Origin of the sequence: Pseudomonas sp. 2VD, from assembly GCF_005503585.1 — a bacterium.
In the GTDB taxonomy this organism is placed as follows: Bacteria; Pseudomonadota; Gammaproteobacteria; order Pseudomonadales; family Pseudomonadaceae; genus Pseudomonas; species Pseudomonas aeruginosa.
In genome coordinates this window covers 1-14,578 of sequence record NZ_SCND01000132.1, presented here as the reverse complement: position 1 = coordinate 14,578, position 14,578 = coordinate 1, and the positions used below count along the sequence as shown (strand labels likewise).

Here is a 14,578-nt window from a genome sequence, read left to right as displayed (position 1 = left end):
GGTGGGGTGGGGGACGGCTTCCTGGATATCCAGGAAAGGAGTTGAAACATGGGAGGCTCCATGACGATTCATGGAGCGGGCTTTTCCGCCAGATCAGGGGCTGGCAACAACGAGAAAACAACGGTAGCGGGGAAGGGGTATTTTTTTGGCGATGTGCCATCTCTATGCTGGGGTGACCTGCCCCCAGTTTTAGTACCGCTTCCTAGTTAGTACGTCCTGGGGTTGATATCAGGGGATACTGTGTCATGGAGAACAGCATGGGAAGTTTATAAACCGAGCATGACTTACGATACGTTTGCCTAACGACGCAGGACAGCCTTATCCAGCCCAGATTAGCCAGTGGCTATTGGAGTCCGGCGGCCTGCGATTCGTGTTGTTGCGGGCGTTTTATGCTGGCACGGTCAGTAGCCAGGCACATCGCTTGTACCACATGCTGGGCCGGCATGACCTGGCTCAGCAGTTATTGTCGGGCTCTTAGAACAGGCTCCCATCGTTGGTTAGCTTAGTTTCACAGAGGTAGCCAGCTCCAACGGCTGCAAGCAGTTGGAAGCCTGCCATCCGTACAGCCAATGGAGTGCATCATGGAACCGGTCCTGGTCGCGTCCTTGCCATAGCTGATTGCGGACCTGTCGCTCCACGCCTTTGGCGTGATAAAGACGGCCCATTTCGCGGGCGGACCACAGTACACGTGCTGTGCGGGGTATGCGTACTTGCTCATAGAGCCGCATGGCGGCCACCAGATCGTGGTTGCAGGCCTTCACCGCCTGTCCAAGCACTACCGCATCCTCCAACGCCATGCAGGCGCCCTGTGCCAGGTACTGAGTCATGGGGTGAGCCGCGTCGCCCAGCAAGGTGACACTGCCTTCGCCCCAGCGGTCGACTGGGTCGCGATCAGCGGTCGCCCAGCGGCGCCAGGAGGTGGGGCGGTCGAGCAGTTGTCGCGGACGCTCGTGGATACCGTCGAAGTACGACAGCACTTCCTCCTTACTGCCGTCGCTGACGCCCCAGCGTTCCTCGCGACGACTATGAAATGTCACCACCAGGTTATATTGCTGGCCGCCGCGTAGTGGATAATGCACTAGGTGGCACCGAGGGCCGGCCCAGAGCATCGGCGCATTGACTTGAAGGTCTTCGGGCATGTCCGCCCGTTCGATGACCGCCCGGTAGACCACATGACCGGTGACGCGGACGTCATCGCCCAGCAGTGTCTGGCGGATGACCGACTTGACTCCGTCGCAGCCGATCACAGCGTCGGCCCGGTAGCGATTGCCGCGGCTGTCGCTCAGCGAAACCCCTGTAGCGTCCGCCACGAGAGTTTCGATACGGGTAGAGGTCTGGAAGCGGATCAGCGGGTTCTTCTGCACGGCCTCGAGGATCGAGCGGTGGATGTCGGCGCGATGGATCACCCCGTAGGGGTTGCCGAAGCGCTTGCGAAAGGCCTCGCCGACATCTATGCGCGCCACTTCCCGGGCATCTATAGCATCCATCATGATCAAATTTTCTGTAAATACCGAGCGTGCCCTTGCGGTATCGCCCACCCCCAGTGCGTCTAGCGCCGAGTAGGCGTTCGGGCCCAGTTGTATGCCCGCGCCGATTTCACCGATTTCTCCGGCTTGCTCCAGCAACAGTACCTCCAGGCCTTGCTGGGTCAGGGCCTGGGCGGCGGCCAGTCCGCCTATGCCACCGCCGACGATGATGATCGATTGTCGTTTTTGGGGTGCATTCATCGTGGAGTCTCCTCACCTGTCTTGCTTTTGTCCTATGGGAATGAAATTGGCCTGACACTCGGGTGCGGTACGCTGAAACACTTCCTGGACCATGCAGTGATCGAATAACGTCACCACCGTGGGTAAGCACTTCAGCTTGCAGCCCTTGCGCAGCGCGTTGCTTACCCATCTTGCTCATGTGCGCTTGGACTTCTGCCACGGCGCCGCTCACTGACTGGCGGGGCAGCACAGGCTCGCTCTCCTACGGGCATGCCGGCGCTAGCGTAGTGGATGGTTCGAGAGCGAACAGATAGGTCATGACAACGTCAACTGGGGCTAACGGTTTTCGCGGGATTCCCGCAGCAGGCCAAGCACCTGCTGCACCGGGCGATCAGAGCAACTGAACAGCACGCATTCCTGCTCGGCCTGCAGGCTCAGCGAAGCCCAACTGGGCACTACGAAGGTGTCCTTGGGAGCAAAATCAAAATTCTGGCCCGCAATGACGGCCCGCCCGTGGCCTTCCACCACCGAGAACACTGTGGCGTCGCTGGTCCGGTAGGTCTTGCCGTTGAAACCACGTGGCAGCAACTGCATGCAGGTGCCGATGGTCGGCATTGCCCAGCCACCGGTGGCCGGATTGACGTACCGCAGCTTCAGGCCGTCCCAATCGTCCGGTTCGGATTGGCGCAGCAGGCTGTCCAGGGCTTCGCGGCTGCGTTCGTAGGGATAGTGGAACAGCGGCGACGTTGCACCGCACACTTGGTGACGAAGCGGAAGCATGTTGGCACCATAGCGCGCTTGGCTGACCCCCTCGGGACGCGTGACGGGCTGTTCGGCATCGAGAGGGCTCTGCGCGAAACCGCAGTCGAGCGAGCGCACCAGGGGAATGTCCAGGCAGTCGAGCCAGACTACCGCTTCGCCGCCCAGGGCTTGTCCGGGGTTGCCATGGGCATGCCATGCCCAGGACGGTGTGATGATGAAGTCGCCCGGCGCCATGGTCACTCGCTCTCCATCCACGGCAGTGTAGGCGCCTTGGCCTTCCACCACGAAGCGTAGCGCCGACTGGCTGTGGCGGTGGTTGGGGGCAAGTTCGCCTGGCATTATCAGTTGCAGGCCGGCATACAGACTAGTGGTGATTGCCGCCTGCCCACGTAGGCCCGGGTTCTCCAGCACCAGAACGCGACGCACGGCCTCTTCAGCGCTGATCAACTGGCCGGCCTCCATGAGGTGCGGACGAATGTCGCCGTAGCGCCACAGGGCCGGCTGGCAGTCGCTGTTGGGTTGGTGCGGGACCAGGTTGTGCAATTGTTCCCAGAGGGGAACCAGCGCCTGGCTGGCAAGGCGCTGATAGAAGGCGGTGCGAGCGCAATCGTTGCTCATGAAAACTCCTCCTGATGAGTGGGGCGGTAGAAATCGGGCATCAGGACAAGAATCTGATGCCGAAGGTGCCGGCGTCATCGACGATATGACCGGCGTGAGGGGCCTCGAAATGCCCGGGCAAGAGGAGTGCGCCGTGCTGTTCGCAAAACGACAGCAGGTCGTAGCGACTGCGCGCGGCCAGCGCAGGGTCTTCGCAAACCTTGCTGCTCCACTGCCAGAATGGAATTTGGATCGGAGAGTGCAGCATGTCGCCGCTAAATACGCCGCGTGCGCCTCGGGAGGACAGTTCGATCCGCACATGCCCGGGCGAATGGCCCGGTGCATGGCGGATGAGAAAGGTGTCGTCCAGTTCATAAGTGTCGGCGAACATCACACTCTGGCCTGCCTCGATCACAGGCAAAACACTGTCGTTGTACATGGGCGCGAACCAGGCAGGGCCGGGGGCACCTTCGCCGCGTACGGCGCGCAGCAAATGGTCGTACTCGACCTGTGAGATCACATAGCGGGCTTTGGGAAAGGTCGGTACCCAGACGCCGTTGACCAGTTGGGTGTTCCAACCGACATGATCGGCGTGCAGGTGGCTGCACATAACGTAATCGATGTCCTGAGGCTGGATGCCCAGGGCTCGCATCCAGTCCAGGTAGCGTGTGCACAGATGGTGCATTTCCGGCAAACCGGGGCGCTCCTTGTGATTGCCGATGCAACTGTCGATCAACACAGTGTGGCGGCCGGTGCGTACGATCCAGCTGTGCACCGGCATCGGAATGCGACCGCTTTCCGGATCGTAATGAGTTGGTGCCAACCAGTGCTCATGGGCAGCCACGCGCTGGCGGTCGAAATTCGGCAGCCAGCTTTGTGCGGTTTCGCCCAACAGCGAAGTGTCGTACAAGCGAATCACCTCAACCTCGCCCAGGCCGATACGGAAGACGTTGCGGTCATGCTGGACGATGCGTGCGCCATGGGAATGATTGTAGATGTGGGTCATTGCAGCCTCCCGGCAGGCTGGCGCGGGGTGAGCGGGGAACTGGCCGGCCGCTGTTTGCGGGGCGAGGCCTTGCCCGTAATGAAATCGGCAGCGCGTTCAGCCATCATCATGATCAGCGCGTTGGTCGGGCCCCGGATGATGCGCGGGATGGCAGAGCCATCAACGACTCGCAACGCCCTCACGCCTCGCACACGCATCTGATTGTCGAGCACCGCTTGCGGATCTTCGTCAGGCCCCATTCGGCAGGTGCCGACCGGGTGATGCAGGGTGATGGCTTGGCTGCGGATGAAGGCGTCGACCTCGGCGTCGCTTTGGACCCTGAGACCAGGTGCGAGCTCTTCGGCGATGAAGGCCTCCAGACCCGGCTGTGCGCCGATCTCGCGCATGCGCCTGAACATCTGGCGTACCGCGATGCAGTCGTTCTCCCTGGTTAGGAAATGCTGACGGATACAGGCAGGTTGCTCGGGGTCCGCCGATTGCAGTGTGACCTGACCGCGGCTTTCAGGAGTCAGGTACACACCTTTGATGGCGAAGGCATCGCTGTAGGGCCGCTTGAATGGTTCAAGATAGGGCGCGGCGTTCATCGGTCCGGCGGCCAGGATCAGTTGTACGTCGGGATGCGCGAGGTCGGCGTGGCTGCGAACAAGCCCAACCGCCGCCGCGGGTATGCGACTGGAGAAGCCATTGCCGCCAAGCAGTGTACGCAGGACATCTAGGACAATTCGGTCGGCGCGCATCATTCGGTGTAAGGGACCGGGAGTGCGCCGCCGCCAGCGGAGATCGAAGACAATATGGTCGTGCAGGTTGTTGCCCACACCCTGCAGGTCTACCAAGCTTTCGATACCATGCGCCTGCACATGTCCGGCAGGGCCGATGCCCGACAGCATCAGCAATTGTGGCGAATTGATTACCCCACCGCAGAGTATGACCTCCCGGCGGGCCTCTGCGTGATGTAGCTCGCCGTTGCGGGCATATTCGACCGCGACGGCACGCGGCGTGGATTGGTCGTTGTCGAACATGATGCGCCTGGCCAGGGCGCCAGTCACCAGGGTGACATTGCCACGGGCTAGGGCCGGGCGCAGGTAGGCTACTGCCGCGCTGCAGCGAAGGCCATTACGAATGGTGGCCTGCATCGGTCCGAAACCTTCGTTTGAAGCTCCGTTGTAGTCCGGATTTTCGGGATAGCCGCAGGCTCGTGTCGCGGCTAGGAATCCATCGATCAAGGGGTCTTGGTAGTCGAGCCGTCCAACCGTCAGCGGACCGCTGCCTCCGCGCAAGGCGCTTTCGCCACCTTCCCAGCTTTCGCTGCGCTTGAAATAGGGCAGCACATCGTCGTAAGCCCAGCCCTCAATGCCCAGCTCATTGGCCCAGCCGTCATAGTCCTCGCGAGCTCCCCGAGCATAGGCCATGCCGTTGATCGATGAGGATCCGCCAACCACCTTGCCGCGGGCGCATTCGATCCGGCGGGCCTGCATGCTAGCTTCTGGCTCGGTGAAGTATCCCCAGTCGAACAGCCTGTTCTTGAGGATCACGCCCCAGGTCAGCGGTACCTTGATATAGGGTGAGCGGTCCTGGCCACCAGCCTCGAGCACTAGGACACTCACTTGCGGATCTTCGCCCAGGCGATAAGCGAGAGCGCACCCGGCGGAGCCGGCGCCAACGATCACGTAGTCGTAGCTGGTGAGGTTCATATCGACACCTCGCGATAGGTGACTATACGTTCCGATGGCCGGGAAGGTGCGGGAGTCAGAGGAACCATTGTTGTCTCCTGTCAGGCAGGCTTGTTGTTGGTTCCGGGGATGATGGGGTAATGCAAATCATACCTTCAAATACGTATTAATCTTTATTCAAATAGCCAAGTGGATATAGGAGTGTGGCCATGCGTGGTTTTGATTCGTACCTCACCTTCCAGAAGCTTGAGGTGTTCTGCACCGTTGTGGAGTTGGGCAGCGTCACTCGGGCTGCGGACCGGCTGTGCATAGCCCAGCCGGTGGTCACTGCCCATGTGCGCAGCATGGAGGCACGGCTGGGCTATGCCTTGGTTAGGCGTTCGGGCCGCAATATCGCTTTGACGGAGGCGGGCGAGCGCATTTATCGATGGGCGACGGAGGTCATAACCCGTACCCGAGAGGTGGAACGCGAGTTGGCTGGGCTGGAAAGTGGCGAGATGGGCAATGCCGTGGTGGCGACGTCAATGTCGGTAGGGTCCTATGCGTTGCCGCCGCTGCTGCTGGACTTTCACCGGCTGCATCCCGACGGGTTGGTGACGGTGGAAATCTCCAACCCGCAGGGCGCCGTAGATGCCACGCGTATGGGGACATGCGATTTTGCGGTAATTCTGTTAGCTGTTGGCCAGGATCTTGATGGCTTAACCACCTTGCCGTTGTGGGAAGACGACTTAGTGTTGGTGTGCTCGCCGAGCAGCCCATGGGCAAGCTTGCCGCTGGCCGATCTCGATGTGCACCAGATGCCTTTCGTCAGCACGCCACGCAATATGCCGCGTCGAGAATTGGAGGAGTCACTGCTGCGTCGACAGGGTTTCGAGCAGCGGCGAGTGGTCATCGAGCTAGGCCATCCGGAGGCCATGAAGCATGCGGTGCGACAGGAAGTCGGCGTGAGCTTCATGTTCGCCTCAGCGGTGCGCGCCGAGATTGCCCGTGGTGAGCTGCAGGTGCTGGCACGCCCCGATCTGTCCATGAAGGTACCGATCTATCTGGTGCACCGCGAAGACAAGCGCTTCTCAGCTTTCCAGACTCAATTGGTCCAGTTCATTCTCAGCCGTGCGGTGCCGGTTTCCGTGCCCTAATCTCATAGTCGGCTGACTATGTTTGGTTGTGGGAATAGCTAATGGATATATGGTAAGGCCGCTCCTAATCTACGAGTGTGTATGGCGAGCCAGCCAGGTCATGGAGGCTCGCACTGACGCCTAACCACTCAAGGAACATGCCTACCATGCTTAACCATTCTTGCCAGGCTCATGGCAGCGCAGCGTTTGCTAACGATTCTGGGCATATCGGCATTACACCGGATCCTGCGTTGGTCGAGGATCTGGTCCGTGCCAACCATATTCTGTTCGATCAGGGCATTGTCGATGCCTTCGGTCATGTCAGCGTGCGTCACGACAAAGATCCCGAACGATTCCTACTGGCGCGCAACATGGCCCCAGGAACCGTGCGCCCCGAGGATATCGTCCAGTTCACCCTGGACGGAGCGCCGGTTGATGCCGGCGGGCGGGCGGTCTATCTCGAGCGTTTTATCCATGCAGAGATTTATCGGCTGCGCCCTGACGTGCAGGCGATTGTCCATAGCCATTCACCTACAGTCCTGCCGTTTAGTGTCTCGCGTGCTGTTGCGCTGCGACCGGTATGCCACATGAGCGGCTTCCTAGGGGCGGGTGCGCCGGTGTTCGAGATCCGCGAGAGCGGCGGCGATGCCACCGACCTGCTGGTGCGTAACAATGCCCTCGGCGCGGCGCTGGCCCGCAGCCTTGGCGACGCGTCATTCGTGCTGATGCGTGGGCATGGCTCTACGGTGGTGGCACCGACCCTCAAGCAGGCTGTGTACCGGGCCGTGTATGCCGAGGTCAACGCACGCATGCAGATCGAGGCGCTAAACCTGGGCGATGTGGTCTACCTAAGTGAAGAGGAGGCGGCCACCGCCTGCGCCAACATCGAGACCCAGGTCGACCGGCCATGGGAATTGTGGAAGAAGCGTGTGCAGCGCCTGCACGCTTCCGATGTCCATTGAGCGACTGGAGAGGATGGGAGCATGCAAGACTCATTGATCACAGGGCGCCTGCTGATTGACGGCGAACTGGTCGAGAGCGAAGGCGCTGGCTGGGTGGATTCTATAAACCCCGCCAACGAACAGATCATTGGCCGCGCGCCCGCCGGTACCCGACGGGATGTTGAGCGAGCGGTGGATGCTGCTCGCCGCGCGTGGCCGGCCTGGGCCGAGCGTACCGGTGAGGAGCGAGGCGAACTACTGCGCACCTTCGGCGAGCGTATCAAGGCGCGTGCCGAGGAGCTGTCTCGGATCGAGGTGCTGGATTCGGGCAATACCTACTCTCCCACCCTGGCCAGTATGCACGAGACCGTGCGTAGCCTGCGTTACTATGCGGGTCTGATACACGGGCTGCACGGCGAAACGATTCCCGCCACTGGCAGACATCTCCACATGACGGTTCACGAGCCGTATGGCGTGGTCGGCCGTATCGCCGCGTTCAACCACCCGGCAATGTTCTCTGCTGCGCGCACCGCCTCGGCACTGGTGACCGGCAACACTGTTGTGGTCAAGCCTCCGGAAACTTCGCCGTTGTCAGTGCTGCTGCTGGGAGAGATCGCGCGGGAAGTGTTGCCGCCCGGGGTATTCAACATCGTCAACGGCACTGGCCAAGAGGTTGGCGATGCGTTGGTGCGTCACCCCGAGGTCAAGCGCATCGCGCTGATCGGCTCGGTACCGACTGGCATGGCGATCCAGCGCAGCGCCGCGCAGGTTGGGATTAAGCACGTGACCCTGGAACTGGGCGGCAAGAACCCGATGATCGTGTTCCCCGACGCTGATCTCGATGCCGCGGCCGACAGTGCGGTACGCGGGATGAACTTCTCCTGGCAGGGGCAATCCTGCGGCTCCAATTCGCGGCTGCTGGTCCACGAATCGATCTACGAAGCCCTGCTGCAGCGCGTCGTCGAGAAGGTGGCTGCGATAAAAGTGGGCGACCCTATGGCCCCGGATACGGGCATGGGGCCGATCAACTCAGCCAAGAGCTATGCTCATGTGATGAGCTTCCTTGACCCGGCGCAGACCCAGGGGGCTCGCCTGATGACCGGCGGCCGCCGCCCGCCAGGCGCGGCCTTCGCCAAGGGCTTCTGGGTCGAACCGACTGTTTATGCCGACGTTCTCCCCGGCATGCGCCTATGGCGCGAGGAAGTCTTTGGGCCGGTACTGTCTGTCAGCAAATGGCGCGACTTTGAGCAAGTTATCGCCATGGCTAACGACACTGAGTATGGACTGTCCGCCGCCATCTGGACCCAGGATATTCAACAGGCATTCGATACTGCCCGCCGGGTGCGGGCTGGAAGCGTCTTCATCAACGGCAGCAACACCCATTTTCTCGGCGTGCCCTGGGGCGGTTTCAAGAACAGCGGCGTGGACAGGGAAGAGGGCATTGAGGAGCTGTACAGCTACGTGGAGAAGAAGGTCATCAACGTCATGCTGTAAACGTTCGATGTACTGACAGGCCCGGCGCAGCGAGGCGCGGGCGTCACGGTTGTCGAGGGATCAACTGTAGCGGAAATGGCGCTGGCCCATGAGGGGGCGGTCCGCCCTCTGGTGCCTGCACGACACTGACCCAGCAAGAGGTTTCTTTCATGAGCGAAACAAGCAAAGTCGCGTTGATCACTGGCTCATCGCGCGGGATCGGTGCGGCCCTGGCCCAGCGCCTGGCTGGCGAGGGTTTCCGGGTAATTGTGAACTACGCCGGCAGCGCCGGCCCGGCCGCGGCAGTGGTCGCCTCCATTGAGGCGGCCGGTGGTCAGGCTCTGGCCCTTCAGGCTGATGTGGCAGATCCCGTGGCGGTTGGAGTGATGTTTGAAGAAGTTGAGAGAGCGTTCCAGGGTATCGACGTGGTCGTCAACTGTGCCGGCGTGATGCAACTGGCCAGCGTTGCCGACAGCGACGACCAACTGTTCGATCGCACGGTGGCCATCAACTTCAAGGGCACCTTCAATGTCTGCCGTGAAGCCGCGCGACGTCTGCGCGACGGTGGCCGGATTATCAACTTCTCATCCAGCGTGATCGGGATGCGTAGCCCCACCTACGGCGTCTATATCGCCACCAAGGCGGCCGTGGAGGGGTTGACTCAGGTACTCGCCCAGGAAATGCGAGGGCGCGGCATCACTGTCAATGCGGTGGCGCCAGGGCCTGTGGCCACCGCGCTGTTTCTTGACGGTAAAAGCCCGGAACTGATCGAACGCATGTCCCGAGTCGCGCCGCTGGAGCGCCTTGGTGAACCCGGGGATATCGCTGAGGTGGTCGCGTTCCTCGCTGGTCCGCAAGGGGGCTGGGTTAACGGACAGGTCGTGCGAGCCAATGGCGGCCTATGCTGAGCGGCAACACTGAATAGAAGGAGCCATTTCATGAAACAGATCGTTCTGGTAACCGGCGCATCGAGCGGCTTCGGACTGCTCAGTGCCCAGCGACTGGCCCAAGCGGGCCATACCGTTTACGCTTCGATGCGTGAAACCCAGGGGCGCAATGCGCCGCGGGTGACCGAAATCGCGGCCTATGCACAAACGCACGGCGTCGATTTGCGCACCGTCGAGCTCGACGTGCAATCGCAAGCATCTGTGCAGGCCGGCATCGACAAGGTCGTCGCGGACAATGGCCGGCTCGATGTAATCGTCCACAACGCGGGGCATATGGTGTTCGGTCCCGCCGAAGCCTTTACCCCGGAACAGTACGCGCAACTTTACGACATCAATGTGCTGTCGACCCAGCGCGTGAACCGCGCGGCCTTGCCTTATATGCGCAAGCAGGGGCGCGGGCTGCTGGTATGGGTGTCGTCGTCCTCGGCTCGTGGCGGTACGCCGCCGTTCCTGGCGCCATACTTCGCCGCTAAGGCAGCGATGGATTCCCTCGCCGTTTCCTATGCTTGCGAGGTTTCACGCTGGGGCATCGAGACCTCGATCGTGGTGCCCGGCGCGTTTACCAAAGGCACCAATCATTTCGCCCATGCCGGCAGTCCTGCCGACGCGGCGGTTAAGGCGGCCTACGATACGGGTCCATATGCCGATGTGGCGGTTAAGTCCCTCGAGGGGCTGGCAGCACAGGAGCCGGAAGATGCCGACGCCTCGTCCGTCGCGGTGGCCATCACCGAGATCGTCGATGCGCCTTTCGGCAAACGGCCGTACAGGGTGTACGTCGACCCAGCGCAGGATGGCGCAGAGGAAGTATTTCGGGTCGGCGATCGGATCCGTCGCGAGATGTTCCGCACGATTGGTCTCCAGGATCTGCTCAAGCCTCGTATCAACGTGTGACCTTCAATCACCCTGCACACTCCGAAGCCAAGCTCCGCAACAGGAGAAATACCATGACCGACCACAGCATAAAGGGCAAGATCGTCATCATCGCCGGCGGCGCCAAGAACCTCGGTGGCCTCATCGCACGCGATCTTGCCGCTCACGGCGCGAAGGCCGTCGCCATCCACTACAACAGTGATTCAACAAAGGCCGAGGCCGATGCTACGATCGCCGCGATCAAGGCTGCGGGTGCCCAGGCGGTGGCGTTCCAGGCAGACCTAACCCGTGCCGGGGCCATGGAAAAGCTGTTCGCCGATGTGGTTGACGCCATCGGCCGTCCCGACATTGCCATTAACACGGTGGGCAAGGTACTCAAGAAACCAATCGTTGACATTAGCGAAGCTGAGTACGACCAGATGAGCGATGTCAACGCCAAGTCGGCATTCTTCTTCCTCAAGGAGGCCGGCAAGCACCTTAATGATAACGGCAAGATCTGCATGCTGGTTACCGCCTTGCTGGGGGCTTATACCCCATACTACGCCGCGTATGCGGGCACCAAGGCTCCAGTGGAGCATTTCGTGCGGGCAGCGTCCAAAGAGTTGGGTGAGCGGGGTATCTCAGTCACCGCGATCGGCCCAGGTCCGATGGATACACCGTTCTTCTATCCAGAGGAGGGTGCCGATGCGGTGGCGTACCACAAGACGGCCGCGGCGCTGTCGAAATATTCGCGCACGGGCTTGACCGACATCGAGGACATCGTTCCATACATTCGCTTCATGGTGTCCGAAGGGTGGTGGATGACCGGGCAGACGATTCTGGTGAACGGCGGTTACACCACCAAGTGAGCGAACGGAGGCCGCTTCCCCATGGGGAAGCGGTCTTGTCTTGCGACCGGCGTGCCCATGAGTGCGGTACGCTAATGTTAGGGTGGAGTGTTATGACCGGCGAATCCGTTTCACAGACCGCCGAAACGGCGGTCCATCAGGGGTTCGACCTGCTACCCGTGGTCGTGCTGTTGGGAGCTGCGGCGATCGCCGTACCTCTGTTCAAACGTCTGGGGCTGGGTTCAGTCCTGGGCTATCTGGCGGCCGGGGTAGTTATCGGGCCATTCGGCCTGGGCTTTTTTGACGACACCCATTCGATCCTACAGGTCGCGGAGCTGGGGGTGGTGATGTTCCTCTTCATCATCGGCCTGGAGATGCAACCGTCGCGCCTACTGTCGATTCGCGGGGATATCTTTGGACTTGGCTTTGCACAGGTTCTGGTCTGTATCGGGCTGCTCACCTGCGTCGGGCTGCTGCTCGGCTATCCGACTGCGCAAAGCTTCGTCGCCGGCACAGGCTTCGTGCTTACCTCCACGGCGATCGTCATGCAGATGCTGCAGGAGCGTCGTCTGTTGGGGCAGCCCAAGGGGCGGCGGATCGTGGCCGTCCTGCTGCTCGAAGATCTAGCCATCGTTCCGCTCCTGGCGCTGGTCGCCTTTCTCGCGCCGGGAGGCGGGCAGGTCAGCCAGGGCGGTCGCTGGATCGAAGTCGCCACTGGGGTGGGGGCCATTGTTGGCCTGTTGGTGGCGGGGCGCTACCTGCTTGATCCGCTGTTCCGCGTGCTGGGTAAGGCGAAGGCTCGTGAAGTAATGACCGCGGCAGCCCTGTTCGTCGTGCTAGGGGCGGCATTGCTCATGCAGTGGGGCGGGTTATCCATGGCCATGGGCGCGTTCTTGGCCGGGGTATTGCTGTCTGAATCGTCATTTCGCCACCAGTTGGAGGCCGATGTCGAGCCGTTTCGCGGCATTCTGTTGGGGTTGTTCTTCCTTGGCGTGGGCATGTCGCTTGATGCCGGCATCGTGGCGGGTAACTGGCGGCTGATTGCGGTGTCCGTGCTGGCCTACATGTTGTTGAAAATGCTTGGCATCTTCCTGGTTGCCCGGCTGATGGGGGCCGGCAACCGCGAGGCGCTGGAGCGGGCGGTTTTGATGGCCCAGGGCGGAGAATTCGCTTTCGTGCTGTACGCCGCCGCCATGGCGGTGGGGCTGATCGATCGGCACGGCAATGCCATCCTGACGGCGACCATCATCCTGTCCATGGCCCTTACTCCGATCCTAGTGATGGCCCATGACCGCTTGATGCCCAAGGTTTCGCCATCGCTAGAGGGCGTCGAGCCCCCGGACAACCTCAGTGCCAGCGTGCTGCTGATCGGTTTTGGGCGGTTTGGGCAAATTGTCAGCCAGCCATTGCTCAGCCATGGCTGTTCGATTTCGATCATTGAGACTGATCCCGATGCCATCCGCGATGCCGGCGACTTTGGCTTCAAGGTGCACTACGGTGACGGAGCTCGCCTGGATATTCTCCAGGTTGCGGGAGCGGCGAACGCACGGCTGATCATCGTCGCCGTTGATGATCGCGAGGCTAGCCTGAAGATTGCCGAATTGGTTCATACCAGCTTCTCGCAGGTCCCAGTGCTGGCTCGTTCGTTCGACCGGGAGCACGCCATCGAACTGCTTAATGCAGGCGCTACCTGGCAAGTCCGGGAAACTTTCGAGTCGGCGCTGACATTGAGCGAGCACGCCCTGGAGCTGATGGGAACGCCGGAGCAAATGCGCCGTCAGATCATGGACGACGTGCGGCGTCGTGACGCCGAGCGCTTCGCCCTGGAAACGGCGCAGGGAATCTACGCTGGGCGCAGCCTGATCCATGGCAACCGGAGTGCATCATGAATCCCGCAGGTATTGAGTTGATAGACTTCTGGCGACGGGCTGGAGACCAAGGTCTATGGTTCGCCAAGCAGGCCTCGTTTGATCGAGCCTTCCGACGGCGTTTCCTCAATCTGCACCTGGCCGTTGTGGACCGGCATCACGATGACTGGATCGAAACGCCACTGGGCGCGCTGGGATTGCTATTGCTGACCGACCAGTTCCCCCGCAATGCTTTTCGCGGTTCCGCACGGATGTATGCCACTGATCCAATAGCTCGACATTTTGCTCTCCAGGCCCTGGAGGCTGGACACATGCCCCACGTCGACGCGCCGTTGCGCGTGTTCTTCTGCCTACCATTCGCCCATTCCGAGGATCTGGCCGACCAAGCGCTGTCGATACGGTTGAACAAGCAATTGGGTCAACCCTGGTTGGCGCATGCCGAAGGACATTGCGACATCATTCGGCGTTTTGGTCGATTTCCGCACAGGAACGCGATCCTGGGTCGGGTCTCGACCCAAGAAGAGGAGCGCTTTCTTCAGGAAGGCGGTTTTGCCGGTTGACTCCGATTCGTCGACATACCTCTGGACAGACTTTTTTGGGAAAAGACTTAAAATCCTGGCCGATTGCGCCCCTATGTGAAATTGTGATCGTTCTCGACGTCAAAGTAGTAACCCACCATAGGATGACGTCTGTGGGGGCATGAACCTATAGCCTTTTCAGTGCGTTCGCCAGGGCGAACGCAGCCATTTCTGCCTTCCGGCAGGCCCTTTCGGGTAGGGCTTTTACCCTTGTGAAC

At 61.0% G+C, this 14,578-nt stretch carries 12 protein-coding genes; 8 read left to right on the top strand and 4 right to left on the bottom strand.

The features are described from left to right. Positions 1-497: 497 nt before the first annotated feature. The 4 genes from FFS27_RS16035 to FFS27_RS16020 all read right to left on the bottom strand — a co-directional run bounded on the left by FFS27_RS16035 (position 498) and on the right by FFS27_RS16020 (position 5,762). The gene (locus FFS27_RS16035; RefSeq protein WP_023124020.1) at positions 498-1,727 is read right to left on the bottom strand and encodes a 3-hydroxybenzoate 6-monooxygenase; all 1,230 of its coding nucleotides are present in this window, start codon (positions 1,725-1,727) and stop codon (positions 498-500) included. A gap of 315 nt (positions 1,728-2,042) precedes the next feature. After that, a complete protein-coding gene (gene gtdA, locus FFS27_RS16030) occupies positions 2,043-3,086 on the bottom strand; it encodes a gentisate 1,2-dioxygenase (protein WP_023124019.1) in 1,044 nt (347 codons plus the stop codon). 40 nt (positions 3,087-3,126) lie between these two features. Beyond that, on the bottom strand, positions 3,127-4,071 hold the full coding sequence (locus FFS27_RS16025) for an MBL fold metallo-hydrolase (RefSeq protein ID WP_137952096.1): 945 nt from the start codon (positions 4,069-4,071) through the stop codon (positions 3,127-3,129). Then, the gene (locus FFS27_RS16020; protein WP_023124017.1) at positions 4,068-5,762 is read right to left on the bottom strand and encodes a GMC family oxidoreductase; all 1,695 of its coding nucleotides are present in this window, start codon (positions 5,760-5,762) and stop codon (positions 4,068-4,070) included. Before FFS27_RS16020 ends, FFS27_RS16025 begins: the two co-directional genes overlap by 4 nt. Positions 5,763-5,950: 188 nt before the next feature. On the opposite strand from FFS27_RS16020, the gene FFS27_RS16015 reads away from it, so the two are divergent. From FFS27_RS16015 to FFS27_RS15980, 8 genes are all read left to right on the top strand, one after another. Continuing rightward, on the top strand, positions 5,951-6,877 hold the full coding sequence (locus FFS27_RS16015; protein ID WP_023124016.1) for a LysR family transcriptional regulator: 927 nt from the start codon (positions 5,951-5,953) through the stop codon (positions 6,875-6,877). A 146-nt stretch (positions 6,878-7,023) separates the two neighbouring features. Next, positions 7,024-7,818 (top strand): class II aldolase/adducin family protein, encoded by a 795-nt coding sequence (locus FFS27_RS16010; protein ID WP_023124015.1) that lies wholly within the window; start codon positions 7,024-7,026, stop codon positions 7,816-7,818. A 21-nt stretch (positions 7,819-7,839) separates the two neighbouring features. Beyond that, positions 7,840-9,291, top strand: a complete 1,452-nt coding sequence (locus FFS27_RS16005) for an aldehyde dehydrogenase family protein (protein WP_023124014.1) — start codon at positions 7,840-7,842, stop codon at positions 9,289-9,291. A 149-nt stretch (positions 9,292-9,440) separates the two neighbouring features. Continuing rightward, positions 9,441-10,178, top strand: a complete 738-nt coding sequence (locus FFS27_RS16000) for an SDR family oxidoreductase (RefSeq protein WP_023124013.1) — start codon at positions 9,441-9,443, stop codon at positions 10,176-10,178. A 30-nt stretch (positions 10,179-10,208) separates the two neighbouring features. Further along, a complete protein-coding gene (locus tag FFS27_RS15995) occupies positions 10,209-11,108 on the top strand; it encodes an SDR family oxidoreductase (RefSeq protein ID WP_023124012.1) in 900 nt (299 codons plus the stop codon). 53 nt (positions 11,109-11,161) lie between these two features. Next, positions 11,162-11,935 carry an SDR family oxidoreductase gene (locus tag FFS27_RS15990; RefSeq protein WP_031636511.1) on the top strand — a complete coding sequence of 258 codons (774 nt, stop codon included), beginning with the start codon at positions 11,162-11,164 and terminating at the stop codon, positions 11,933-11,935. A gap of 92 nt (positions 11,936-12,027) precedes the next feature. After that, on the top strand, positions 12,028-13,803 hold the full coding sequence (locus tag FFS27_RS15985) for a monovalent cation:proton antiporter-2 (CPA2) family protein (protein WP_052147234.1): 1,776 nt from the start codon (positions 12,028-12,030) through the stop codon (positions 13,801-13,803). Continuing rightward, entirely contained in the window at positions 13,800-14,342 is a 543-nt protein-coding gene (locus FFS27_RS15980) for a DUF924 family protein (RefSeq protein ID WP_031636509.1), read from the top strand. The genes FFS27_RS15985 and FFS27_RS15980 overlap by 4 nt, the downstream gene beginning before the upstream one ends. Positions 14,343-14,578: the final 236 nt, after the last annotated feature.